Genomic DNA, 25,357 nt, shown 5'->3' with positions numbered 1-25,357 from the left:
TTATGTAGTTCATAGGCGCTAATGCTTGGTGTTCTTTCATGCCTGTTACAATAGTACTTATTTCGTATTGTCCTTGTTCGTTGCTCATCGTATTAGTTCTTGATTGCCATGAACCGCTAACTAATTGTTCTATGTTTATAGGCACTTGCAAAGGTCTTTCTAGCTCTGTTTTGGTTTTTACTTCGCCTGAAAACGTTAAATTAGTAGTCTGAGCAGTATTTATGCTGTTTAACAACAACAATCCGGATGCTGTCAAGATTACTTTTTCAAGGCCTTTCCTAAAGAAACTCTTTTTCCCCATAATGTTTGTTAGTTTATACAAGAGCCTTTAAATACTTTACGATTTTGTACCACTTGAAAGTGACTATGACTTAAAAGACAATATTTTGTCGCACACAACACTTTAACAAAATACAACACACAACAAAAATGAATGAACATTTAGTATACAACAAAAAAATTAAATAACAGAAAAAAATGCCAACAAATATGGAAAAAAAACAAAACATTTTTGGAAAAAACACAGAACAAAATAAAAAAATCTTAAAATCAATAAAACAAAGAGAAATAAAAACCATCGACATAGATTTAAAAGAAGCAACACAAGATCAAGAAGAAGATACTAGAGAATTAATAAGACAAGCCCTAAAATACCAAACAACCATAGGATTATTAATAAGCACAAAAACACCTGCATACTTCTACGAAATAAATGAGCAAATTAAACAATTCAAAGAAATATTCGGATTTTTACCAAAACACCTAACAAAAAACCAAGAAAACTTTGAACAAGAAGCAACCCCAATACTAAAAAACATATCCTTAAAAGAAAACATACCAATAAACGAATAATCCTTCTTATCTTCCAAAAAAACTTTTTTAATAAGTATTCAAAAAAAAGAAACAAATATAAAATTATGAAATTTAACAAAAAAATAAACTAGATTTACAAACACACTAATGATGAGTACTGCAACAAAACCAATAAACAAAACAGCACTCCACATCATTTAAATACAAACCTCCATTTTCTAACAGTACCGTAATAAAATGGAGGTAATTATAATGAAAAAATTAACAAAAGAAAACTTTGAACAAGAAGTCCTAAAAGCAAACACACCAGTAATAATAGATTTCTACGCAGACTGGTGCGGACCATGCAAAATGATGAGCCCAGTATTTGAAGAATTAAGCAAAGAATATGAAGGAAAACTAAAATTCCTAAAACTAGACACAGAAGACCAACCAGAACTAGCAGGACAATTCAACATAAGAGGAATACCTAGCTTATCAATCATAAAAGGAACAGAAGAAATAAACAGAATCGTCGGATTTAACCAAAAAGAAGCATTAAAACAAAAAATAGACGAAACACTAGCAAAAAATTAATATACCAAAAGAACAACAAAAATAAAAAAAGACCATTTCATGATAACTCGTAAAAATCATGAAACCGTCTTAAACAAAAGTGATTAACTAAAATGATAGATTTTGCATGCAAAAGATTTGACCTAAACGAGATAATAAAATGCTCCCTAGGACTAACAAAAGCAGACTACAAACTAATGAATCACTTACTAAAAAACGAAGAGGAATGGACCACAACAACACAACTAGCAAAAGAACTCAAACTAAACCTAAGCACAATACAAAGATGCGTCAAAACACTCCACGAAAAACAAATACTAAATAGAGCACAAGAAAACCTAACAGGCGGAGGATACACATACACCTACCAAATAAAAAATAAAAAAGAACTCACCAAAAAAATAAAAGAAATAGTAAACAACTGGGTCAAAACTGTGGATCACGCACTAGAAAAATGGTAAAACCATATAAAACAAATATAATTTCTAAGACAAATGCACAAACTAAAACAAACACCAGAAGACTTCCAAGTCTTTGAAATACCGGACAGAACATGGCTAAAAGAAGGAAACTACCAAGTCTGGAAACTCACCAAAAAAAACTACAACACAGAAGATGCAATACAACAAATATGCAAAACACTAAATCTAGAAAGGAAATTCATTAGTTATGCAGGAACAAAAGACAAAAACGCAATAACAGAACAATACATCACAATAAAAAACAAACCAAAAGAAACAATACAAAACCTAAAACTAAAAGACATACACCTAGAATTCCAAGGATGCACAAACCAACCACTATCCCTAGGAAACTTAAAAGGAAACAAATTCAAAATAACAATCAGAAACCTAGAAAAAAACACGGCAGAAAAAATCCTAGAACTAAACCAAAAAACAACACAAACTCCAAAACAAAACAAGCAAATCCCAAATTACTTTGACGAACAAAGATTCCAAAAAAACAACGCAGAAATAGGAAAACTACTCATAAAAAAAGAATACAAAAAAACATACGAACTGCTAAAAAACGACCATCAATACGGAGAAAAACTAAAAGAATACCTAAAAGAAAACAAAAATGACTACATAAATGCAATAAGAACAATCCCGAAAAAAATACTCAAACTCTACATACACTCATACCAAAGCAAACTATGGAACCACACAACAAACATAATTCTAAAAACATACAAAAAAGAAAAAATACCAGATACCACGCCATTAATAGGCTTTGGAACAGAAACACAAAACGAAAAAACCAAAAAAATACTAAATAAAATAATGGAAGAAGAAAAAATAACAGAAAGAGACTTCATAATAAAAGAAATTCCAGAACTTACAACTGAAGGAACAACAAGGAAAACATACATAGACCTGCAAGACCTAAAAATAAACAAACCAAAAAAAGACGAAATAAACACACAAAACGACAAAAACCCACTATTTAAAATAACAACAGAATTCACAATTGGCAAAGGAAGCTACGCCACAATAATCATAAAACACCTAATACTGCCAAAAAAACAATTAAATTTAAATACTAAAAACCTAAAAAAACAATAATTACCCAAAAAAAGAGGCGATAATATGGCTAAAAAGAAAACTGTTAAGAAAAATTCTAAATCCAAAAGGGTTGTAAAAAAAGAAACACCAAAACCACAAACACACCCCGCAAAGAAAGCACTACACGGAAACTGGTACCCAAATTTACTAAGATCCCTAATCGCGATAATACTAGGAATATACTTAGTAGCAGACGCAGGAATGCTAATGGAAACATTCTTAGCACTAATAGGAACATTCCTACTAGTAGAAGGAATACTGTTGACAATACCAATCCTAAAAAGCCCAAAAGAACACGAGGAATGGGGCATTAGTCTATTCCGAGGAATATTAGGAATACTAATAGGATTATACGTACTAGTACAACCCGCATGGTTTAAATTCATGCCAATAAACACAGTAGGATACACAGTAGCAACAGTAGCACTGGTAATAGGATTATTAGAAGTAGTACAAGGAGCAACATTGCACAAACATTTAGACAACAAATACTTAATGACCCTAGGCGGAATACTAAGCATGATATTTGGAATGCTACTACTGTTTGTGCCAATATTTTCAAACTTAGTAATAATGTACCTACTAGGAATATACACAATAATATTCGGAGCAGGACTACTATTATTCAGCTTTGAACTAAAACTACTAGGGAACAAAATATAAACCCTAAACTTTTTTTATTTTTTTAATAAAAACGTTTTAACAACAAAAAACACGGGGCAAATTTTGAACTACAAATTTCCAAAAATTCTCAAAAAAAGAAGAAAAAAAGATAAAGGACTACCACCTGGAACACTAATATACACAGGAGAACACACAGAAGAAAAAATAAACATAGAAATAATACAATACAACAAAAAACAATTCTCAGAAAAAAAAATACAAAAACAACAACTATCCAAAAAAATAGCAAAAGACAAAGTAAGCTGGATAAACATAACAGGAATACACGACCCTGAAATAATAGAAAAAATAGGAAAAGAATTCACAATAAACCCCCTAATACAAGAAGACATACTAAACACAAATCAAAGACCAAAAATAGAACAATTCGAAAAACACATATACATAGTAATGAAAATGCCCGAATACAACAAAGAAACCCACAAACTAAACATGGAACAAATATCAATAATACTAGGAAAAAATTACGTAATATCCCTACAAGAAAGAAAAGGCGACGTATTTGACACAATAAGAGAACGAATAAGACAAAACAAAGGAAGAGTAAGAAACAAAAAAGCAGATTATCTAGCATACATCCTAATAGACTCAATAATAGACTCATACTATTCACTACTAGAAGAATTCGGAGAAGAACTTGAAGAAACAGAAATAAAACTAATAGAAAACCCAACCATAACAGAACAACATAAATTAAACAACGACAAAAAAAATCTAATACTGCTAAGAAAAGCAGTGTGGCCTGTGAGAGAACTAATAGGATCACTACAAAGACAAACAAGTAAACTAATAAGCAAAGAACTAGAACCCTACCTAAAAGATCTATACGACCACTCAATACAAGCAATAGATACAGTAGAAACATACAGAGACATGACCAGCAGCATGACCGACCTATACATGAGCAGCATAAGCAACAAAATGAACGAAGTCATGAAAGTTTTAACAATATTTGCAGCAATATTCATACCACTAACATTCCTAGCAGGAGTATACGGCATGAACTTCCAATACTTACCAGAACTCCAATGGAAATACGGATACCTATATGTCTGGATAATATTTATAAGCATAGGAAGCGGAATGCTAATTTACTTCAAAAAAAAGAAATGGATATAAAATTGAACAAAAAAAGAAATAAAAAAAAATTATAGGCACAATAGCTATAACAATCCTTCTAATTGCAACAATATTTTCCTTAATAGAATACATTAAAATACAAAAAACACAAAGAATATTCGCTGAAGCCGAACAACTATATTTAAAAGGACAATATCAAGAAGCACAAAACTTATGTGCTGAAATGCCATACAAACAAGCATTTTGTTACGGGTCAATATTTTCCATCAAACACATACAAAACGAAACGATAACAAAAGACCTATGCGAAAAAATCAGACCAGAAAAAGAACCATTCTGGATACCCGACAAAAGCCCAAAAGAAACAACAGAAACAATAAGAATAAAATGCTTTGAAGAAGCATCTTAAACAAAAACAGTAAAAAACAAGACCTCGAAGTTTCAAAAAAAACAAAACACCCCCAAAACCTTTATAAATAAACTTCTTGTTCTAAATACCCAGAGGGACCTTAGCTCAGACTGGGAGAGCGCCACGCTGAAGACGTGGAAGTCCTGGGTTCAAATCCCAGAGGTCCCATTTACTCTAAAAGTACTCTAAAAGAACAACAAATATCAATAAAAAAAACTCATATTATCTTACGTGAAAACTCCAAAAGTTCCTCTTCTTTCTCTCCAAAAAAACCTTTCAAACCTCCACAAACCAAAATAATTATATAACCAAAACAACAAATCCAACAATAAAAAGAGGACGAAAATTGAAAACTAACAAAAACAAAGCATTCGAGTCTTCATTTAATCAAAATTAAAATGAAAATAATCCCCACAATATTCTCAAAAAACAAAAAAGAATTCGAAGAAAGATACAAAAAATTATCCAAGATAACCAAAGAACTACAAATAGACATAATGGACGGAAAATTTGTAAAAACCAAATCAATACAACCAAAAGACCTACCAAATTTCATACACACAGGAAAAACAATAGAAGCACACCTAATGACAAAAAACCCAGAAAAATACCTAAAAATACTCGATTCAAAATTTGTAGGAAGAATAATATTCCACTATGAAACAATAAAAAACACAAAAAAAATCAAAGAATTCATAAAAGAAATACATAAAAAAGGAATGCACGCAATACTAGCAATAAACCCAGAAACAAAGACTACTCAAATAAAAGAAATAATACCTGAAATAAACAAAATGCTAATAATGGGAGTAAAACCAGGAAAAGAAAAACAAAAACTTCTCAAAAACACCTACACAAAAATAAAAGAAATAAAAAAACTAAACCAAAAAATACAAATACAAATAGACGGCGGAGTAAACAAACAAACAGCAAAAAAACTAAGAAGTGCAGGAGCAGAAATACTAAACACAGGAAGCTACATATCAAACGCAAAAGATCCGAAAAAAACACTAGAAGAACTCAAAAACATATAATTTATAGTTAAAACACTTAATCCTTATAATTATTAGCTAAGTCCAATAATTGATTAAATTCAGAATCTTCTAACGGATCAAACACCTGCCAATAATTTGGATCGGTTTCTAACTTTGTCGAATAAACTTTTTCAATAAACTTAATTTTATTTTCAGAAGTTGAACAATATTCATTTACAATATCTTTCAATGAAGAATAATTACTTTCAGTAAAATGACCAGAAAAACCATCAAATACCACAAAAGAATTTTCCTTTTTTGCAATAAGAATTCTTTCTTCATCCATTTTAGAAATCAAAAACCAAACACAATATATAAATATTTTTATTCTGGAGTAGTAAACGACACATCACAATGTTTATTAATAAGAAAAAAAGAAAAAAAGACATGCTAAGCAAAAAAGAACAACTCAAACTAAAAAAGAAAGCAAACCTGATAAGACAAGACATAATAAGAATGATATACCACGCAGAATCAGGGCACCCTGCAGGAAGCCTTAGCATGACAGACATACTGACTTATTTATACTTCAAATTTCTCAAAACATACCCTGATGAACCAAATAGTCCAAAAAGAGATTACCTAATACTAAGCAACGGACACATATGCCCTGCACTATACGCAACACTAGCGCATAAAGGATTCTTTAAAACAAAAGAACTCCTAACTCTAAGAAAACTAGACTCGCAACTACAAGGACACCCGCACAGAACAGAACTCCCTGGACTAGAAACAAGCAGCGGACCATTAGGCAGCGGACTAAGTCAAGGAGCAGGTATCGCACTAGCATTAAAACACGACAATAAAAACAACAAAGTTATAGTTCTAACAAGCGACGGAGAACATGACGAAGGAAACACATGGGAAGCAGCAATGCTAACAGCAAAATACAAACTAGACAACTTAATACAAATAATGGACAAAAACCACATACAAATAGATGGATTCACAGATGAAATAATGCCACTTGGAAACATCAAAAAAAACTATGAAAGCTTCGGATGGCACGTACAAGAAATAAACGGACATAACTTTCAGGAAATAGAAAAAGCACTAAACAAAGCAACACACTTCAAAGGAAAACCATCCCTAATAATAGCAAACACCATTCCAGGAAAAGGCGTGACATTCATGCAAAACACGAACAAATGGCACGGCAAAGCACCAGACCACCACGAAACGCACGAAGCAATACTACAACTTAAAGGAGAATATGAAAAACTAAAATGAAATACTTCATAATACACGGAGCATACGGAAGCCCTAACGAAAACTGGTTTCCATGGCTGAAAAAAGAACTTGAAAAGCAAGGACACAGCGTATTTGTTCCAAAACTACCAACACCAGAAGGACAAACACTAAAAAACTGGAAGAAAGAATTTGAGAAATACAAAAAAGAAATAAATGAAGATACTGTGTTCATAGGACATAGCATGGGACCTGCATTCATACTTACAATACTAGAAGAATTAGAACTTGCAAAACCAGTAAAGGCATGTTTCTTCATATCAGGATTCATAGCTCTTCTTGGAAATAAAGAATTTGACAAAATAAACAAGACATTCATGGAACACAACTTTGAATGGAAAAAAATAAAACAAAACTGTTCAAATTTTTATCTCATTAATGCACAAGACGATCCATACGTCCCTTGGAAACTCGGAAAAGAATTATCAGAAAAATTAGACGGAGAATTCATCCTAAAAGAAAAAGGAGGACACTTCAATACAGAAGCAGGATACACAGAATTTGAATATCTTCTAAAACTCATACGATACAAACTAATAAAGACCAAGCAGATGACACTATGCTTTGCACAAAAAAATTATAAAATACTTCTTGCAATGAAAAAAAGAGGGTTTGGAGCAGGAAGATGGAATGGTTACGGAGGAAAAGTCCAGGATGAAGAAACTGTAGAAGAAGCTGCTAAAAGAGAAATACAAGAAGAATCAGAAATAGAAAATATAGAACTGGAACAAAAAGGAATCATAGAATTCGACTTACCAAAAGAAGAAAAAATGCTTGAAGTCCACGTATATGAAATAACAAACTACGAAGGAACTCCCAAAGAAACAGAAGAAATGAAACCAAAATGGTTCAATATAAACGAGATACCATATGATGAAATGTGGCCTGATGACAAACACTGGCTGCCACTTTTCATAGAAGGTAAAAAAATCAAAGCAAAATTCAAATTCGATGAAAACGACAAAGTAATAGAAAAACAAATAAAAGAAATTGAAGAACTATGAACTGTATTAAAACAAAAAAAGAAACATTTAAATAATAATTGTTATAAATATAACAATGTGGTTAAAAAAATAACGATCTTGTCTGTTTTAGAACCCTTCTTAGAACAACCAAATGAAGAATTGCACTTAGCAGAAATATCTAGACAACTAAAACAACCACACCCCACAACAAGACAACATCTAAATGAATTAGAAAAAAGAGGAATTCTAATAAAAACGATAAAAGGCAGACAGACAAACTACAAACTAAAATTAGACAATCCACTCAGCATAGATTATCTGACAATAACAGAAAAAAATAAATTAATAGAAAAAATAGAAAAAAATCTTATTTTAAGAGAAATACATACATTAATTAAAGAAAAATATTCAAATAACAACACAATTATTTTCGGTTCTACAGCAGAAGAAAATAAAAAAAATAACGATATAGACATATTAATAACAGGAAAAATAAACAGAAAAGACTTTTCAGAACTCTCTGAAAAAATAAATAAAAAAACACACATAATAAACACAGAAAAAGAAAGAGTTACAAAAACACTTAAAGAAGAAATAAGAAAAAAACACATAATAATAAACAAAACAGAAGAAACACTGAGGTGGTTATACTGGGAATAAGCTGGTGTAAAAAACAGAAAAAAGGAATAAAACTAATGAAAACTAATGAAACCCTTGCAAAAGAATACATGCAAGCATCAGAAGAAACGCTAACAGTACTTAAAGACTCAACTAAAAAATCAAGAATGTGGCAAGCAACAACAAAATACTACGCAGAATATTTTGCAACCTACGCTATGCTCATGAAACTAGGAATAAAATCAGAAATACATGAATGTACAATAGAACTTGCAAAAATACTTGAAAAAGAAAAAATCTTGCCTAAAGGATTCTCAAAAGAACTCGAACAAGATAAAGAATTAAGAATAGACAACCAATATTACCTAAAAAATAAAGAAGTAAAAATAGAATATGATAAGCTACTAACACAAATATTAAAAATCAAGGAAAAAATAAACAACATAACCCTTGAAGAAATCAACAACATCAGAAAACAAATATAATAAATAAATCAAAATGAAACTAAATCCAAAACTATTAACAGAACCTGAAAAAAACTCCACTAGAAAGGGATTTGGAGCAGGCCTCTTAGAAGCAGCAAAAAGAAACGCCTCAGTATGGGCATTAACAGCTGACCTTGCTGGAAGCACAGGCATAGGAGAATTCCTTCATACATATCCTAATAGATTCATAGAATGCGGAGTAGCAGAACAAAACCTGGTAACAGTTGCATCAGGACTTGCAGCCGCAGGAAAAATACCATTTGCAACAAGCTTTGCAGCATTCAGCCCAGGAAGAAACTGGGAACAGATAAAAACAACGATAGCTTATAATGATCAACCAGTAATAATTGCAAGTACACACTCAGGGCTTGGCGTAGGAGAAGACGGAGCAACACATCAGATGCTAGAAGACATCGCTATGATGAGAGCAATACCAAATATGCAAGTAATTGTTCCTTGTGACTTCGAACAGGCAAAGAAAGCAACAATAGAACTAGCAAAAAATCCAAAGCCAACATATCTAAGACTGACAAGACAAGATGCACCAACAATAACAACTGACAAAACAGAATTCAAAATAGGAAAAGCACAAATCCTAAAGAAAGGAAAAGACATAACAATAATAGGATGCGGACCAATATTATACGAAGCAATAAAAGCAGCGCAAGAACTATCTGAAAGCGGAGAGAATAATTCCAGTCGCAAAAAACAGAAAACAGAAAAAATTTCTGTCGAAATAATAAACTTACACACAATAAAACCACTGGATAAAAAAACAATAATAAAAAGTGCTAAAAAAACAGGAAGAATAATAACGCTAGAAGATCATCAAATCAACGGAGGAATGGGAAGCGCAGTTTGTGAGCTGTTATCAGAACATTATCCTTTGCCTGTGAAAAGACTCGGAATAAAAGATTCCTTTGGAGAATCAGGAACAGCAGAACAACTCTATGAAAAACATAAACTAACACGTAAACACATAATAAAAGAAATAAAAAATATAATGAAGATGAGAAAATAAAATGGACCTAACACTAGAAAAGCACACACAAAAACAGTACAAAGAACACATACTCTGCCTAGACATAGGAGGAACAACAACACAAATAGGCATAATAGGACTAGAAAACAAAACACCACAACTATGCTACGCAGGGCATCTATGGAGCAAAGACATAAAAAACTTTGAAAACCTAATAAAACAAATACTACAATACACAGAAAAAAATTTACAAATAAAAATAGAACAAATAGCAATTGCAGCAGCAGGACCCAACCAACAAGAAAAAATAAAAATAATCCACTTAAACAAAACAATACATAAAAAACCGATAGAAAGAATACAAGGAATAAAAAAAGTTATACTTCTAAATGACTTCGAAGCACTAGGATACGCAATAAACCTCTACAAAGAAGTAAAAAACGAAACAAAAAATATTGCAGTAATAGGACCAGGAACAGGCCTTGGAAAAGCAATACTAAAACACAACGGAACATACTACGAACCAATAGCAGGAGAAGGAGGACACTCAGAATTTCCAATAAGAAATGAAGAAGAACTCGAACTGAAAAAATACATAAAAGGAAAAAAACAATTACAATACGAAGACCTAATATCAGGAAAAGGCATAGAACACATATATGAATACACAAAACTAAAAAATAAAAATAAAGAAACCAAATACACAAAAGAAATAGACAAAACAAAACATAAAATATTTCTCATAAGCCAATACAAAGAACAAGACAAAACATGCAAAGAGACATACAAAATATTTACAAAACTATACGCAAGAGCCGTAAAAAACTACGCACTAGAAACATTACCCCTGGGAGGCATATACCTAGCAGGCGGAATAACAACAAGAAACCCTGAAATCATAGATAAAGAATTCTTCAAAGAACTAGAAAATCTAGAAACCGGACAAGAAATACTAAAAGGAATACCAATACACATAATGAAACAAAAAGAAACAAGTCTGCTAGGCGCAGCATACGCATTAATACAAAAATAAACGAACAACATTATACAAGACAAAACATGATAAAAGCAAAGCATTTAATTATATTAAACCTCCTTTGGTAACGCGCAATAATTGTGAAATATCCTGAGAATTTTTCCAAAAACAATTTGTAACATTTACAAAAGCACAACATTTATTAATAACTTCTTTTTAATAAACTACACAGAAAAGAGACATATAGGAGGCAAAACAGCATGAAAATCTTTCTCGATTCAGCGGATTTAGACGAAATAAAGGAAGCATATTCATACGGAATAATTGACGGAATAACAACAAATCCTTCCCTGATCAAAAAAGCAGTAGACACCAGAGTTTCTCGAGGAGAAAAAATAGATATGAAAGAATACATCACAGAAATTCTAAGAGTAGCAAAAGGAACTCCTGTAAGCCTTGAAGTTACAGAAACAACATATGATAGAATGCTTCATCAAGCAAAAAAACTATACGCTATATTCAATCCAATAGCAAAAAACGTTGTTATAAAAATTCCAATAAACACATCATTTACAGATACAGATGACAGACAAATGGACGGTTTAAAAGTAATAACAAAATTAAGCAAACAAAAAATACCAATAAACGCAACACTGATATTCACACCAGAACAAGCCTTAATGGCAGCAAAAGCAGGAGCAAAATACATATCTCCTTTTGTTGGAAGAGTTGATGATGAAATAAGAGATCTGAACAGAATAAAATATGAAAAAAGCAATTATTTCCCAATGGAAGGACTAGAAAAAGGAAAAATTCTCGATGATAATGGAATAGTATCAGGAATAGACCTAGTTGAACAATGCATAGACATCATCGATATGCACGATTTAAACACCGAAATACTAGCCGCAAGCATAAGAAATGCAAGGCAAACAAGAGAAGCTGCACTTGCAGGAGCAGACATAGCGACATTACCATTAAAAGTCATACAAGACTTAGTAAAACACTATAAAACATATGAAGGAATGCAAAAATTCACCAAAGACATAGTAATAGAATACATGGAATTAATGAACGGGTTTGAAAAAGAAAAAAAACAAGTAAATAATAAAATTTCTAAGAGAAAAAGCTCGCGCAGGAAATAGTTATAAAGAACACACAAAACACCTCCGCTTTATATCTTATAATATTTATCCATAAGATTATTTTTAGTAAAGTTCATTCAAAACGCTTTTTCCATCTATGAGGACATCCAACACATCCAAAGTTTTACCAGTGTATGCGACTTTAACATCGATACTAACCGATACTGAATCCATTTTATCACGAAGATAAAATTCTAATCTGTCTGAGGAATCTTCTCCTCTTGCCTTGGCACCACAAGGTTTTTTCAAGAATATTGGTCCATTTTTTGTATTCAAACCTATGTTCAAATCATAGAACTGATCTCCCCAAACATCCTCAACAGTAGTTGTTAAATGTGAGTTTGCCCCGAACAAGATAACGCATTCTCTTTATTTCCCCATCACTGTTTCTTATAGTGTCTACTAAGAACCCGTAATCAAAATCATAATTAACTATCTTTCTCTGTACCTCTGGCCAAACATTCTTTTTATACCACTGTTTAGTCAAACCTGCTAATGAAGCCATTGTTCCAACACAAATCGCACTACCAACAACAGACAACAACAAATGTCTATAAACCTGTCTTGATAAAGACTTATTCTGTTTTTTCTTCGTATTTGATTGTTTATTCATTTTTATCATCTTTTTTTAAATTAACCTTATCAGAATTAGCAGGTTTGTTTTGATAGTCATAAAGAATTCCTAAATATCCGTATAGTACAAGAGACAAACCTATCAAACCATAAAAATTTCCTTTCAGCGACTTGTCCACTAATTTTTTTGCAGATAAATAATCAGGTCTTACAACAAGAGAATCTAGGTTAGCTTTCAGTTGAGTTTGTTGCTCGGTCAAATCAGATAATTCTTGTTGGGACATGAACGGTTTTGAGGGATCATAAAATTCTTTCATTTTCTGCTCTAAAACGTACAAACGCGGATATATTTTTTCATGAACAACTCTATAAACAGGATACTTCGAATCTCTCTCGTTACGAATTGAAGATTGATATTCTAAAGTCCCTAAAAAAATTAAGCCCCCTATAAATAAACTTGCCAAGCCTGAATATTTCAAAAGTTTTGATTTCATTTTTTGTCACATTTTATTATCTTTTTAGATATGTTTATCAGATCATTTATTGAGGAGAATCCATTTGGATAGTTCTTTGCAATCAGATTTTGTTCCCTGTGCAATTCATAAGCTTTCATAAGTTGAGAATTTCTGTTTCCAGCATCATATTTTTTGCTTATCTTTGAAAATTCAGAGCCAACAAGTTCCCTCCAAACATAACTTAATGCTCTTTTCTCTCTGTTTGACAAAGAAGCATGGGGATTAAAAGGGTCTGGTCTTTTTATAAATCCTGAATTTATTTTATCAACAGTTTTAAGAATTTCCTCATAACCAGCAAAAAATCTTTGACTGTAACAATAGGTTCCTGCAACATAATTTATTACGTGATATCTATTTATCCAACCTTGAAGCAAATCATTTACTGCTTGGGCTGCTCCTTTACTCATACCTTTTGTCGTCTCAAAATGAAGATTAGGAGCTAAGTCCCCTTCAGTATACAGTCTTTTTATTCCTTTAATTTCTGGTTTAAAAGAGTCAGGAGAACCTCTTGATAATTTATACCATGTAGGTTTTACTGTAAAAATATAATCTTTTGTTTTTTCTAAGAACGGAAAAAGTGTTAAGGCCTCTTGAATTGTTTCTCCAGGATATCCTATTAAAAGAAATACATGATTCATAATACCTGCCTCGTGCGTATTCTTCAATATCTTATATACGTTAACATTATCTGCTCCTTTATCCATGCTGTTAAGAGAATTTACAGATGCAGATTCTACACCAAACTGCTTAAACGACGAACCTCCGGCAGATATAATTTTAATAAGATCGTCATCTAAAAATGAATCCTCTACGCGATCATAGGACGTCCATGCAAAATTTAATTTATTTTCTAGTATTAGGTCAGATATGATCTTTTGGTCTCTTGCAAAAAAAGTTTCGTCTGTCAAATTTATGTACTTGTATCCTTTTTCTTTGAATTTTTTGAAATCATTTAATATTAACTCATATTTTTTATGTCTTGGCTGAAAAATAGAAGGGTTTTTTTGTGATCTATTTGAAAAAGTGTCATATCCATCCATTAAACCGCAGAAACCACATTTACCATAATTACAGCCTCTTTGAAAATTATATGAAATAACAGGTTCGGGAACCCATGCTTTTAAACCTTCAAAATCAGGTGCAGGCATTTCGTCAATATTTATGTATTCAGACGAGGGGTTAAACTTGATTTTATTATTCTTCAACCAAATAGTTTTTTCTGAAGTTATCTGTGATTCTGAAATTATTTCTTTTACTAATTGAGAAAAACTTTTATCTGCTTCAAGTATCTGCATAAAATCAACATATCTAAATAATTGTCTATTTAATTCATCATCTTTACTGAAGATTTCACGATTTCTGCTTATGTAATTTCCACCTAAAACTGTTTTAACATCAGAAACATTTTCTTTTATTAATTTAGAAATCAAGAAGCCAGGTATTGTTTGTTTTCTATCAGTTATTGCAATTCCAACGACCTTAAAATTTGTTTGTTTCTTTAATTCATTTAACTCAGGAATTAATTTTTTAGAAAAATAATCATAGAATAAATTTTCTTTTTCATTATTAAGTGCTTCAATGATTCCTTTTCTTGACTGAGCATCATACATAGGTATATATGCCACAGTGTTTCTTCTGAGCTGAAATTCTTCTGCATTTTTTTTAGATGTTTGTAATGAAAGTTTTTCTATCATGTCTTTTGCAAGTTTAAATGTTTCAAAATTATTTGTTAAATAATATCTTTTATCAGTCAGCCTTGATATTGCCCAATTCAATCTTGATTTATTAAAATCATTTAAAGTTTCATCTTTATTTGAATGAGAAAGAACATATTCTAAACCATCAATATTTGCATCAATTATTTTTGTTTTCAATCCAGCACATTTTGCATAACCATTTATTGCTGCAATACCTGGTTGAAACTCAGTATAAACATACGGCGGCGTAAATATCAACAATACATCAAGCAACGAATCAATATTTTTTTCAAACATTTTATTATTTAGTAGTGGTTACAAGTATATTAATTTATTTGATAAGATTTTTATCAATATAACAATATTTAAATAGAATATGTCAATATAGTGATTCATGACTTATAAATTGGATAAGAAAGACACCAAAATATTATATGAACTTGACATAAACGCAAGACAAAGTAATTCTCAAATAGGAAAAAAAGTCAAATTAAGTAAAGAAGTAGTTCAATACAGAATTAAAAGACTGGAAGAAAAAGGAATCATATTAAGATACTCAACATTAATAGATATGTTCAAAGTGGGAATGAGAAAGTATAAACTCTACTTAAGACTAAGAGGTGCAACAAAAGAGAAACAAGAAGAAATAGCACAATATTTTTACAAACATAAAAAAACAGAATGGGTAATTATATGTTCTGGAAGATGGGATTTAATAGCAAATTATTGGGTCAGAGATGTAAACGAATTCGATGAAGAAATACAAATAGTAATAAATAAATACTCGCAATACATTCAGGAAAAAGCCACAATAACAACCTTGCAAATCTCACACGCAACACGAGAATATCTAAAAGAAAATACAAATGAACAAAAGAAATATATAGAATACAAAATAGCTGAAAAAACAAAAACTCTCGATGAAGTAGATAAAGAAATACTAAAAATAATAGCGAACAATGCGAGATTATCAGTTGTACAAATTGCAAAAATAATAAAAACAACACCAAGAATAATACGCTACAGAATAAAAGAATTAGAAAAGAAAAAAATAATATTAGGATACAAAGTCACATTAGATCCAAAAAAACTAGGAAAAATATTTTTCAAAGCAATATTCTATGTAACAAACATAACGACAAAAAAACTAAACGAATTCATGAATCACATACATAACATAAAACAAGCAATATGGCCCCAAAGAGTTCTTGCGCCTTGGGATGTGGAACTAGACATGGAAACAACAGGTTACGAAGAATTTAACAATATAATAACAGAAATAAAAGCAAACTTTTCAGATATAATCCTAAACACAGAATTCGTAATAATAAGCAAAGAATACAAGCTTGATTTCTATCCTGGTTGTTACAAAAAAATAAAATGATGCCTCCACTAAAGAAGACATATTAAACTCCTCTTGCTAGCACGCGACAATAAAAATCATTCTACAACGATACGTAAATCCAAGCTAGTCATTCCAGGGACACAACCATTTGTGCAAACTAAATCATATACTCCTGCTTTGTTAGCGACAAACTCATAGAAAATCATACCGTTCTCATAACTGATTTCTTCAACTTCAATACCAGGAATAGTGAACGCAAAATCATCCCTCTTATTCCTATCATTTAAATCTTCTTTATCACCAACATAAACAATATCGAGCCTGACAAAATCACCAACTCCCACATTGATAGTCTCAGGATCTACAATACCATCTTGAATTATAACTGTAAATTCAACCACATCACCAATCTCTCCTTGTAAATCTTGATTCGCTTCATAAATTGAATCGTCTGCAGAATCCTCATTTTCTTGTTCGATGCCACAAGCAGAAAAAACTAATAAAGCTATAACCGTGATAACAATTAAAATCTTCTTCATAATAACCCTCCAAATATGTTTTCCACTCTTACGTAGAAACTTTTTATATATAAATATATCTTATTTTGTTTAAAAAACGAAAATGAAAGACAAAAAAATATTCAAAAGAACAATTCTTTATTCAAATCTACAATCTTAACACGCTTTTGCTCAGTATTATCCCTATTTCTAACAGTAACACAGCCATCTTCTAAAGTATCAAAATCAATAGTCACACAGTAAGGAGTGCCAATCTCATCCATCCTCGCATACCTTCTTCCTATGCTTCCAGATTCATCATAAAAAGCGTTAAAATTTTCTTTTACCTGGTTAAAAACCTCCGCTGCTTTGTTTCTTACAAGTTCCTTATTTTTTACTAAAGGCATGACTGCTACTTGAATAGGCGCAATTTTAGGATGTAATTTCAAAACAACATTGCCTCTTTTTTTATCGTCGTTGTATGCTTCATATAAAAAAACAAGAAACGCTCTATCGACTCCGAGACTTGGCTCAGCAACCACATGGGGAATTATTTTCTTTTTTTGTTCTTCATCAAACAAAGAAAGATCCGTTTTACTAAACTCAATATGTCTACTTAAATCATAATCCCCCCTATCAGCAATGCCTTCAAGTTCTTTCCAGCCAAAAGGAAAATTATATTCCAAATCCCAACAATCACTACTATAATGAGCTAATTCATCTTTAGCATGCTGTCTGACTCTAAAATTATCCATAGAACAACCAAGAGATTTAAACCAATTAAGCTCAAAAGCAAGCCAATAAGCATGCCATTCTTGCATCAAACCTTTCTCAACAGCTTGACTAGCAGTCATAAGTTCTAAATCCACGTCTTTTTTCTGATGAGAAATAGAACAAACATTAAATTTAAAATCCTTAAAATCCTTAAAAAAAGGACAATTTTTATCAACAGGATGAACAAAATATTCAATTTCTAATTGCTCAAACTCCCTGCACCTAAATATAAAATTCCTCGGAGATATCTCATTTCTAAAAGCTCTTCCCATCTGCGCAATACCAAACGGCAATTTAAGACGAGCATTCTCCGTAGTTAATTTAAAATTAGTAAAAATAAGCTGGGCAGTCTCGGGCCTGAGAAAAACTTCCACAGAATCGTCAACCATAGGACCCACATTAGTAACAAACATAGGGTTTATTTTGCCTTTAATGGCGTAATCAGAATTATTCTCATAATTTTTCAATTCGTGAGCATCAACTTTAAATTTTTCCTTAGTCTTTTTATTAACCACACCATAATCAACAAACTTATCAACATGACCAGAAGCCTTCCAAACAGAAGGATTAGTAATAATAGATCCATCAATACCGACAATATCAGACCTATCCCTCACATGATACTTCCACCAAGAATTTTTAATATTTAATTTCATTTCAGAACCATAAGGGCCATAATCAAAAAAACCTGCTAATCCACCATAAATTTCACCACTAGGATAAATCAAACCTTTTTTCTTACAAAAAGCAGCCATATCATCAATATTTAATACCATACTAATCAAAAAATCAAATAATATTAATAAATCTATTGAAAAAAATGATAAAAACACACAAAAGAAAAAAAATAATGAAAACTAATTCTTTTTAGAACCGCGTCTATTAGAATAAGTGCTTCTATTATTAGGTCTACGACCAGATCTGCCGCCAAATCTACTGCCTGATCCTCCAGGCGAACTCCTAAATCTTCCACTAGACGAAGAATCTCCATCATTTAATCTAGAACCAAACCCTTGACCACCAGATTTTCTACCACTAAAGCCTCTTGAACCACTATTCTGAGGACCACGTGTTGCATGAAAAGGCCTATCAGAATTAACAACTCTTATAATATCAACATGATCCATTCTCTCAGGTCTTTCTTCTTTATGAATATCCAAAGTATATTCATGTTGTACCCTGCCAAAATTTTCATGATCAGACGGAGCCAAAATATTAATAGCTATTCCTTCCTTCCCCGCCCTTGCAGTCCTACCAATTCTATGAACGTACTGCTTTGGATCCTTAGGAATATCATAATTATATACATGAGACACATTAGGAATATCCAAACCACGAGCCGCAACATCTGTACAAACCATTGCACAAACCTCACTTGAATGAAATTTCTCTAAAGTTTTGTTCCTCTTATCTTGCGAAAAACCACCATGAATAGCAATAGCATTAATCTTATTATTTTTCAAATTCTTCGCAACAAAATCAACATTCTGCCTAGAATTACAAAAAATCATGACAAGACCAGGATTCTCTTTTTTCACCAAATGAACTAATAAAGGAAACTTCATCTTTGAACTAATATCATAATAAACTTGCTTTAATTTAGAAGGATCGACCTGATTACTAACAGTAATCTTAACAGGATTTCTTAAAAGCCTCTTAGAAATCTGCTCTATATCCTGACTGATCGTTGCACTATAAAGCAAAGTTTGTCTATCCTTAGGACAATGACTAACAATTCTATTAACATCATCAATAAACCCCATATCAAGCATACGATCTGCTTCATCCAAAACCATTATCTTAACATGAGATAAATCAATAGTTTGTCTTTCAATATGATCCAAAACCCTTCCAGGCGTACCAACAACAACATCAGCTCTCTTCAAACTTTCAATCTGTGGATTTATAGAAACTCCTCCGTAAACAACACAAATTTTCAATTTCTTATACTTAGAAAAATTTTTTATCGAATCTTTAACCTGCTCAGCCAACTCCCTTGTAGGTGTCAAAATAAGACTTTGAATCATCTTCTTATTTTCACAATGCGCAATAATTCCAGAAGCAAAAGCCAAAGTCTTTCCAGAACCTGTAGCACTACCTGCAATGACATCTTTACCTTCCATAATAAAAGGAATACTCTTTCTTTGAATATCACTAGGCTCATTAAAACCAAGTTCCTCTATAGATTTTAAAATAGGATCTATAACTCCTAATTCTTTAAATTCATTCATTGTTATCACTCTGTTTATTAAATTAATTTTGCAAGAAAAAGACAAAAGTCAGAGAGTCATCACTCCAAAAACTGTATGCTTTTTCTGATAAGCACAAATTAAACTAAAACATAGAAAAACACAGTTCTTTATAAAATGAATGGTTTGAAGAACAATCACAGTTTATCTTTTCTTAATTTTTTTTAAATATACAAATAAAGTCAAAGGAATTTCAATAGGCGCCTTAAGAACGTATAACACGGTTCTAGACAACCCGAAATGTTTTTTCATATATTTAAGTAACCCGGATACCATCCAATAACCAGTTTTTGAAAAAAAGAATTTTTTAATAACTTCTTTAGAATCTTTAATAGGCTTAGTGTTATGTAAAACGACAGTTTCTGGAAAATACATAACTCTGTAACCTTTATCTCTCGCTCGTTTGCTATAATCCCTGGTTTCCCAATTAAAAAAAAAGTTTTCATCTAAAAATCCAATATTCTCTAAAATATCTTTTCTTAAAAAAAAAGCGCAACCCGAAGCAAACCCCACCTCTTTTTTTTCATTAAATTCAGGACCGTCATCTTTTCCGACATTTTTATCTACTATAACAGACAATATATTTTTTTTTAAAAAATCAGAGAAATTATCAAAAACAGGAGAACCTGCATACCATATCTTTTTGCTATCATAATATAGAATCTTAGGACAACAAATATCTGCATAGTTATTTAACATATTTATTCCCTCAGAAAGAAAATTTGATTGAACGACAGTATCTTGATTTAACAAAACAAAATAATCAAACCCGTTATTTAAACAATATTTTAAAGCAACATTATTAGCTTTAGAAAATCCTTCATTTTTTTTATTAAGCATGAGGATTACTTCAGGATAATATTTTTTTATAAAATTTACACTCCCATCAACACTGCCATTATCCACTAAAATAATACCATAATACTTATAAGTTTGAATTCGCAACGAGTCTAAACACTCTTTTAAGTATTTCTTTCCATTATAATTAACAATAATTACCGCAATTTTTTTACCAGATAACATAATTAAAAAAAATATAACACTATTTATATATTTTAAGGTAAATCATTCATAAATATTAAAAGACACAACCTAAGAATTAAATCGCTGTATCTCTTAACTTTAATTTATAAGAAATAAAGTTAACCACGATATGAATGGGTATTGCAAAAACCAAAACAACAATAAGAGGAAAGAAGGGAACAGAATAAAAAATACTTATTAAAACAGCGCCCCCTAACAAATAATCTATCTGATCAAAAGGTATAAATGGACTGCCAGGTTTTAAATTCAACCTTCTCTTAAAAAAACTCTCAACTAAATCGCCTAATAATGCTCCAAATCCAAGAAGAAACCCGATTATGTAGAAATAACTATAATCTACCAAGTGCAAACTTTCAAAATTCAACAAATACTGTATGAAAGCAACAACAATACCAACAATACTCGCAAAAAAAATACCTCTAACACTTTTATTTTTTCCAAAAATAGGTTTACCATTGAGTTTTTTTCCTAAGTCAACGGGAAAATTCAAAAAATTAACATTTTTAAAAAAAACAGGAGACATATTAGCAAAATAAGCAGGAATCAACAAATAAGCAACTTTAACAGCTTCTTCCATAATCAAGAAAACCACCTCTTCTTCAAATAATCATAAATTGTTAAAAGAGAAGAAATTAAAATGAGCAAAACTAAAGGAAAAACAAAATTCAAATTAAGAATTAAAACACCTATAAGTACAAATTGTAAAGTGGTTGTGATTTTACCAAAAACACCTGCTTTATGTGCAACCTTAGCATTCGTAAAATGAATAAAAATCATTTCAGACACACTATAGATATCTCTTACAATCAAAAGAAAAAACACCAAAGGACTTATTTGCCCAAGAATGGCATAAACCAAAAATGTGCCGACAATAAAAAATTTATCAGCCAAAGGATCCAAAGAACCACCTAATTTACTTACAGCATTCATCTTTCTTGCAATAAATCCATCAAGAACATCCGTTAAAATAATAAGCAATAACAAACCAAAAGCAACCCAAACATTATCTAAAAAAAAGAAGAAAACAATAGCTAGAGGAATCCTTGATAATGTCATGTAATCTGCGGCACTTAACTTCATTTTATCATCAATCCAACTTGTTTTAAGCGATTTTTTATTAAATCTTTGGTTTTCATACTTTTCCATAAAGATAATTCTTTAAAAAAATTAACTTTAAGCTTCAAAAGAAAACCAATCTCGACACCTATAATCAAAAAATCATCATTTTGTAAATTAAACAAAAAATCCTTCAAAGAATCACTTTTAATACAAGTCAAAGAACGACCGACATAGTCAATAATATGTGCATCTGAACCCGCAGTAAATTTTTTATCAGATAAATTCAAGGCCCCAGAATTCTTTTCAGCAGAAATAGAAGCATTAATTCCTTCAACAAAAACAGGATCAAAATGTTTTTTTAGTTTATACAATCCGCAATTACCAGAACCGAAAGGATGAGCTGCGCTAACAATACAATCATACTTCTTTGAGATCTCAAACAGACGGAAATTAGAGATGCTAGTCCTCATAGGATTAATCAAACAATGCTTAATTTCATTATCAAAAAATTTCTTTAAATCTGAAATTCTACTAAAATAAAAAAGTACATGCGCACCTTCAAGAGAAGTCACTTCAATACCAGGAACAAAAGCCATATTAATTTTTTTAGCTTCCAAGACTCCATTGATAGAGTTATGGTCTGTTATAGCAACAAAAAAACCTTTTTTACTACAAAGTTTTTTGATATCTTCAACTTTAGTAGAACAATCAAGCGAATGATGCGTATGAACATGCATATCAACACAAACAAAACCCCTCCTTATAAGAGAGTCAATATCAGGAAAACTCCTTTTAACAACCATAAAAAAACAAAATAACCATATTTTTATAAATATTTAGAAAAAAACATCTTAAAACATGTTTATTACATTAAACAACTAACACAACAAAAAAAAGTTGCTAGTCTCAAACATCTCAAGTTCAAATCATTTTTAAATAAATAATGCATTCTAAATAAAAAATGGTTAGAAAATCCAGAAAAGGAAGAGAAGAATGGAAAATATACAAAAACGTATTCGATCAATTTACAGAGCGCCTCATATTCAACCTGTCAACACAAGGATACTTCAAAGAACTAATACAACCAATAGCTTTAGGAAAAGAAGCAAATATATTCTTAGCAACCACGAATCAAAACGAACATGTAATAGTAAAAATATACAGATTAGAAAATTGCAATTTCAACAAAATGTACTCCTATATAAACCAAGACCCGCGATTTACAGGGCTTGAAAATCAAAAAAGAAAAATAATATTTAATTGGGTACAAAGAGAATACAGAAATTTAATGCTTGCAAGAGAAAAAATAAAAGTGCCAAAACCGATACACTTCAAAGAAAACATAATAATAATGGAACTAATAGGAGACGAGGAACCATCCCCACAATTAAAAAATAAAGAACCTGAAAACCCAAAAGAATTCTTAAAAAAAATACTTAAAAACATGGAAATGTTGCTAGAAGCAGGACTAGTACATGGAGACTTATCTGATTTCAACATACTAAACTACAACGAAGAACCTATATTTATAGACTTCAGCCAAGCTACACCCATAAAAACACAAAACGCAAAAGAATTACTCGAAAGAGACCTAAACAACGTTTTAAACGCATTTAAACGCACGCTAAAAATAAACATAGAAAAAACAAAAGAAAAAATACTGAAAAAATATGATGATTTAACAACAGACACACAAAATCAAACCTGAAGAGAAACAAAACATATAGAGTTTATCTAATCATCCTCCCAAATTCAGATTAAAAGAAACACACCTTTAAAAACAAACAAATTACACAAAATGCATTGACATCTAACAACCTTTAAAAAAGAACACAAATTACTAGTAAAAATGGAATTTAACTACGCTCTAAAAATACCCAAAGAAAGAATCGCAGTACTTATAGGTTCAAATGGTGAAACAAAAAAAGAACTAGAAGAATACACAAAAACAACATTAGAAATAGACAGTAAAGAGGGCGACGTACTAATAAAAGGTAGCGATTCAATAAACATGTACGCACTAAAAGAAGTAATAAAAGCAATAGGAAGAGGATTCAACCCTGAAATAGCAAGATTACTATTAAAACAAGACTACGTACTAGAAATACTGCCACTACTAGACTATATACGAAGCAAAGATCACTTACCAAGAGTCAAAGGCAGATTAATAGGCGCGGCAGGAAAAGCCAGAGAAACAATAGAATCTCTGACCGAAACATTTATTGTAGTATATGGCAAAACCATAAGCATAATAGGTGAAAGTACAGGTGTGATGACTGCCAAAAAAGCAATAGAATCATTAATTGCAGGAAGCCCGCATGCAAATGTTTACAAGTGGCTTGAAAAAAACAGAAAAAAGATGAAAGAAAAACAGATTAAAGATTGGTAAACCAACAAATAGAACTCTGAATGCATCTCATAAAATCAATTGCTTATAACAAAATCATCCAAAGCCCTAAAACAAAAAGTTCTTTCAACATCATTTTCTAAAGAATCGCAGTCAAACCCAGTATTTACAAGCCCATAATAACAAGAGTCCTTTTCCAAATCATTAGTAATATTATAACAAGATTGCTTCATGTCAACCAAAGTTCCTTCTTCAATTATAGTGCTCCTGCTTAAAATATATATTAAAGCAATCAAAAAAACAAAAAGAACAAAAATAAACAAAAAAACACCCTTAATCAACTTTTTAGTACTATAAACTTCATGAACAACACGCTCAACATCATCTCTTGACCAACCCACCTGTTCTAATTTAAACTTTAACTGACCTGGATGAACTCCTTTACTCTTCTGATCCTTCACATAACTAAGAAGCCTATCATCAACCATACAATACCTCTTTTTTAATTATAATAAGAACAAATAGGAAACCTTGTTTTTAAAGGTTTTGAAAGCAAAGCTTTCTGTGTTATCCTGTAAGTATTTCCCTTCGATACCTTTTTTCGTTTTATCATTTATTAAACCTCCGCTTTCAACTTTCGTTGAAAGGCTTGTTCTGGTGTTTCCAGAACATTAAATCTAAGAGCCATGTGTGGCCTT

The 25,357-nt window shown here is 31.2% G+C and carries 32 protein-coding genes and 1 tRNA gene; 19 read left to right on the top strand and 14 right to left on the bottom strand.

What is annotated here, in order from left to right; genetic code table 11:
* On the bottom strand, nucleotides 1-301 hold a 301-nt coding region (locus K9L97_04920; GenBank protein ID MCF7872348.1), incomplete at its 3' end, for a hypothetical protein.
* 188 nt (nucleotides 302-489) lie between these two features.
* Here K9L97_04920 and K9L97_04915 point away from each other — a divergent pair.
* The 9 genes from K9L97_04915 (at nucleotide 490) to K9L97_04875 (ending at nucleotide 6,140) form a co-directional block, all read left to right on the top strand.
* A complete protein-coding gene (locus tag K9L97_04915; protein MCF7872347.1) occupies nucleotides 490-852 on the top strand; it encodes a hypothetical protein in 363 nt (120 codons plus the stop codon).
* Between the two features lie 213 nt (nucleotides 853-1,065).
* Complete coding sequence (trxA, locus tag K9L97_04910; GenBank protein MCF7872346.1) at nucleotides 1,066-1,389, top strand: thioredoxin; 324 nt, start codon at nucleotides 1,066-1,068, stop codon at nucleotides 1,387-1,389.
* A gap of 92 nt (nucleotides 1,390-1,481) precedes the next feature.
* Entirely contained in the window at nucleotides 1,482-1,829 is a 348-nt protein-coding gene (locus tag K9L97_04905) for a winged helix-turn-helix transcriptional regulator (GenBank protein MCF7872345.1), read from the top strand.
* A 33-nt stretch (nucleotides 1,830-1,862) separates the two neighbouring features.
* Nucleotides 1,863-2,933, top strand: coding sequence for a tRNA pseudouridine(13) synthase TruD (locus K9L97_04900; GenBank protein ID MCF7872344.1), 1,071 nt, complete (start codon nucleotides 1,863-1,865; stop codon nucleotides 2,931-2,933).
* Between the two features lie 24 nt (nucleotides 2,934-2,957).
* Nucleotides 2,958-3,596 carry a DUF308 domain-containing protein gene (locus K9L97_04895; GenBank protein ID MCF7872343.1) on the top strand — a complete coding sequence of 213 codons (639 nt, stop codon included), beginning with the start codon at nucleotides 2,958-2,960 and terminating at the stop codon, nucleotides 3,594-3,596.
* A gap of 84 nt (nucleotides 3,597-3,680) precedes the next feature.
* Nucleotides 3,681-4,736 carry a magnesium/cobalt transporter CorA gene (gene corA / locus K9L97_04890; GenBank protein ID MCF7872342.1) on the top strand — a complete coding sequence of 352 codons (1,056 nt, stop codon included), beginning with the start codon at nucleotides 3,681-3,683 and terminating at the stop codon, nucleotides 4,734-4,736.
* 184 nt (nucleotides 4,737-4,920) lie between these two features.
* The gene (locus tag K9L97_04885) at nucleotides 4,921-5,106 is read left to right on the top strand and encodes a hypothetical protein (protein MCF7872341.1); all 186 of its coding nucleotides are present in this window, start codon (nucleotides 4,921-4,923) and stop codon (nucleotides 5,104-5,106) included.
* A 94-nt stretch (nucleotides 5,107-5,200) separates the two neighbouring features.
* Nucleotides 5,201-5,274 (top strand) — tRNA-Phe (locus tag K9L97_04880).
* Between the two features lie 230 nt (nucleotides 5,275-5,504).
* Entirely contained in the window at nucleotides 5,505-6,140 is a 636-nt protein-coding gene (locus tag K9L97_04875; GenBank protein ID MCF7872340.1) for a hypothetical protein, read from the top strand.
* Between the two features lie 16 nt (nucleotides 6,141-6,156).
* On the opposite strand, the gene K9L97_04870 is transcribed toward K9L97_04875, so the two are convergent.
* Nucleotides 6,157-6,426 (bottom strand): hypothetical protein, encoded by a 270-nt coding sequence (locus tag K9L97_04870; GenBank protein MCF7872339.1) that lies wholly within the window; start codon nucleotides 6,424-6,426, stop codon nucleotides 6,157-6,159.
* A 101-nt stretch (nucleotides 6,427-6,527) separates the two neighbouring features.
* On the opposite strand from K9L97_04870, the gene K9L97_04865 reads away from it, so the two are divergent.
* From K9L97_04865 to K9L97_04835, 7 genes are all read left to right on the top strand, one after another.
* A complete protein-coding gene (locus K9L97_04865; protein ID MCF7872338.1) occupies nucleotides 6,528-7,370 on the top strand; it encodes a transketolase in 843 nt (280 codons plus the stop codon).
* Nucleotides 7,367-8,392 (top strand): alpha/beta hydrolase, encoded by a 1,026-nt coding sequence (locus K9L97_04860; protein MCF7872337.1) that lies wholly within the window; start codon nucleotides 7,367-7,369, stop codon nucleotides 8,390-8,392. Before K9L97_04865 ends, K9L97_04860 begins: the two co-directional genes overlap by 4 nt.
* A gap of 57 nt (nucleotides 8,393-8,449) precedes the next feature.
* Nucleotides 8,450-9,013 (top strand): helix-turn-helix domain-containing protein, encoded by a 564-nt coding sequence (locus tag K9L97_04855; GenBank protein ID MCF7872336.1) that lies wholly within the window; start codon nucleotides 8,450-8,452, stop codon nucleotides 9,011-9,013.
* Nucleotides 8,995-9,456 (top strand): hypothetical protein, encoded by a 462-nt coding sequence (locus K9L97_04850; GenBank protein ID MCF7872335.1) that lies wholly within the window; start codon nucleotides 8,995-8,997, stop codon nucleotides 9,454-9,456. The genes K9L97_04855 and K9L97_04850 overlap by 19 nt, the downstream gene beginning before the upstream one ends.
* A 13-nt stretch (nucleotides 9,457-9,469) precedes the next feature.
* Nucleotides 9,470-10,477, top strand: a complete 1,008-nt coding sequence (locus K9L97_04845; GenBank protein ID MCF7872334.1) for a transketolase family protein — start codon at nucleotides 9,470-9,472, stop codon at nucleotides 10,475-10,477.
* A gap of 1 nt (nucleotide 10,478) precedes the next feature.
* Nucleotides 10,479-11,471 (top strand): glucokinase, encoded by a 993-nt coding sequence (locus tag K9L97_04840; protein ID MCF7872333.1) that lies wholly within the window; start codon nucleotides 10,479-10,481, stop codon nucleotides 11,469-11,471.
* A gap of 203 nt (nucleotides 11,472-11,674) precedes the next feature.
* Nucleotides 11,675-12,559 (top strand): transaldolase, encoded by an 885-nt coding sequence (locus K9L97_04835; GenBank protein MCF7872332.1) that lies wholly within the window; start codon nucleotides 11,675-11,677, stop codon nucleotides 12,557-12,559.
* 63 nt (nucleotides 12,560-12,622) lie between these two features.
* Here the strand turns inward: K9L97_04835 and K9L97_04830 are convergent, their stop codons facing one another.
* Genes K9L97_04830 through K9L97_04815 form a run of 4 tightly spaced genes read right to left on the bottom strand, consistent with a single transcriptional unit; the run spans nucleotide 12,623 to nucleotide 15,641 of the window.
* Entirely contained in the window at nucleotides 12,623-12,913 is a 291-nt protein-coding gene (locus tag K9L97_04830) for a hypothetical protein (protein ID MCF7872331.1), read from the bottom strand.
* Nucleotides 12,876-13,172 (bottom strand): hypothetical protein, encoded by a 297-nt coding sequence (locus tag K9L97_04825; protein MCF7872330.1) that lies wholly within the window; start codon nucleotides 13,170-13,172, stop codon nucleotides 12,876-12,878. Before K9L97_04825 ends, K9L97_04830 begins: the two co-directional genes overlap by 38 nt.
* Nucleotides 13,165-13,626: a hypothetical protein gene (locus K9L97_04820; GenBank protein MCF7872329.1), complete on the bottom strand. Its 462-nt coding sequence runs from the start codon at nucleotides 13,624-13,626 to the stop codon at nucleotides 13,165-13,167. The genes K9L97_04825 and K9L97_04820 overlap by 8 nt, the downstream gene beginning before the upstream one ends.
* The gene (locus K9L97_04815; GenBank protein ID MCF7872328.1) at nucleotides 13,623-15,641 is read right to left on the bottom strand and encodes a radical SAM protein; all 2,019 of its coding nucleotides are present in this window, start codon (nucleotides 15,639-15,641) and stop codon (nucleotides 13,623-13,625) included. The genes K9L97_04820 and K9L97_04815 overlap by 4 nt, the downstream gene beginning before the upstream one ends.
* Nucleotides 15,642-15,738: 97 nt before the next feature.
* Here K9L97_04815 and K9L97_04810 point away from each other — a divergent pair, with 97 nt between their 5' ends.
* Entirely contained in the window at nucleotides 15,739-16,728 is a 990-nt protein-coding gene (locus K9L97_04810; protein MCF7872327.1) for an Lrp/AsnC family transcriptional regulator, read from the top strand.
* Between the two features lie 56 nt (nucleotides 16,729-16,784).
* Here the strand turns inward: K9L97_04810 and K9L97_04805 are convergent, their stop codons facing one another.
* The 7 genes from K9L97_04805 to K9L97_04775 form a co-directional block, all read right to left on the bottom strand.
* Entirely contained in the window at nucleotides 16,785-17,228 is a 444-nt protein-coding gene (locus K9L97_04805) for a hypothetical protein (protein ID MCF7872326.1), read from the bottom strand.
* 101 nt (nucleotides 17,229-17,329) lie between these two features.
* The gene (locus K9L97_04800) at nucleotides 17,330-18,736 is read right to left on the bottom strand and encodes a glycine--tRNA ligase (GenBank protein ID MCF7872325.1); all 1,407 of its coding nucleotides are present in this window, start codon (nucleotides 18,734-18,736) and stop codon (nucleotides 17,330-17,332) included.
* A gap of 81 nt (nucleotides 18,737-18,817) precedes the next feature.
* Nucleotides 18,818-20,191 (bottom strand): DEAD/DEAH box helicase, encoded by a 1,374-nt coding sequence (locus tag K9L97_04795; GenBank protein MCF7872324.1) that lies wholly within the window; start codon nucleotides 20,189-20,191, stop codon nucleotides 18,818-18,820.
* Between the two features lie 162 nt (nucleotides 20,192-20,353).
* Entirely contained in the window at nucleotides 20,354-21,232 is an 879-nt protein-coding gene (locus K9L97_04790) for a glycosyltransferase family 2 protein (protein ID MCF7872323.1), read from the bottom strand.
* A 76-nt stretch (nucleotides 21,233-21,308) separates the two neighbouring features.
* Entirely contained in the window at nucleotides 21,309-21,830 is a 522-nt protein-coding gene (locus K9L97_04785; GenBank protein ID MCF7872322.1) for a CDP-archaeol synthase, read from the bottom strand.
* A gap of 2 nt (nucleotides 21,831-21,832) precedes the next feature.
* Nucleotides 21,833-22,333, bottom strand: coding sequence for a CDP-alcohol phosphatidyltransferase family protein (locus K9L97_04780; GenBank protein ID MCF7872321.1), 501 nt, complete (start codon nucleotides 22,331-22,333; stop codon nucleotides 21,833-21,835).
* Nucleotides 22,330-23,115 carry a PHP domain-containing protein gene (locus K9L97_04775; protein MCF7872320.1) on the bottom strand — a complete coding sequence of 262 codons (786 nt, stop codon included), beginning with the start codon at nucleotides 23,113-23,115 and terminating at the stop codon, nucleotides 22,330-22,332. The genes K9L97_04780 and K9L97_04775 overlap by 4 nt, the downstream gene beginning before the upstream one ends.
* Before the next feature lie 158 nt (nucleotides 23,116-23,273).
* Here K9L97_04775 and K9L97_04770 point away from each other — a divergent pair, with 158 nt between their 5' ends.
* Both K9L97_04770 and K9L97_04765 read left to right on the top strand, forming a co-directional pair.
* Nucleotides 23,274-24,020 carry a serine protein kinase RIO gene (locus K9L97_04770; protein MCF7872319.1) on the top strand — a complete coding sequence of 249 codons (747 nt, stop codon included), beginning with the start codon at nucleotides 23,274-23,276 and terminating at the stop codon, nucleotides 24,018-24,020.
* Nucleotides 24,021-24,161: 141 nt separating this feature from the next.
* Nucleotides 24,162-24,701, top strand: a complete 540-nt coding sequence (locus K9L97_04765; protein MCF7872318.1) for a KH domain-containing protein — start codon at nucleotides 24,162-24,164, stop codon at nucleotides 24,699-24,701.
* Between the two features lie 35 nt (nucleotides 24,702-24,736).
* On the opposite strand, the gene K9L97_04760 is transcribed toward K9L97_04765, so the two are convergent.
* Nucleotides 24,737-25,147: a hypothetical protein gene (locus tag K9L97_04760; protein ID MCF7872317.1), complete on the bottom strand. Its 411-nt coding sequence runs from the start codon at nucleotides 25,145-25,147 to the stop codon at nucleotides 24,737-24,739.
* Nucleotides 25,148-25,357: the final 210 nt, after the last annotated feature.

The organism is Candidatus Woesearchaeota archaeon (genome assembly GCA_021735165.1).
In the GTDB taxonomy this organism is placed as follows: Archaea; Nanobdellota; Nanobdellia; order Woesearchaeales; family 21-14-0-10-32-9; genus JAIPET01.
Note: the sequence above shows the minus strand (reverse complement) of the source record. Positions and strands in the feature narration are given on the sequence as shown.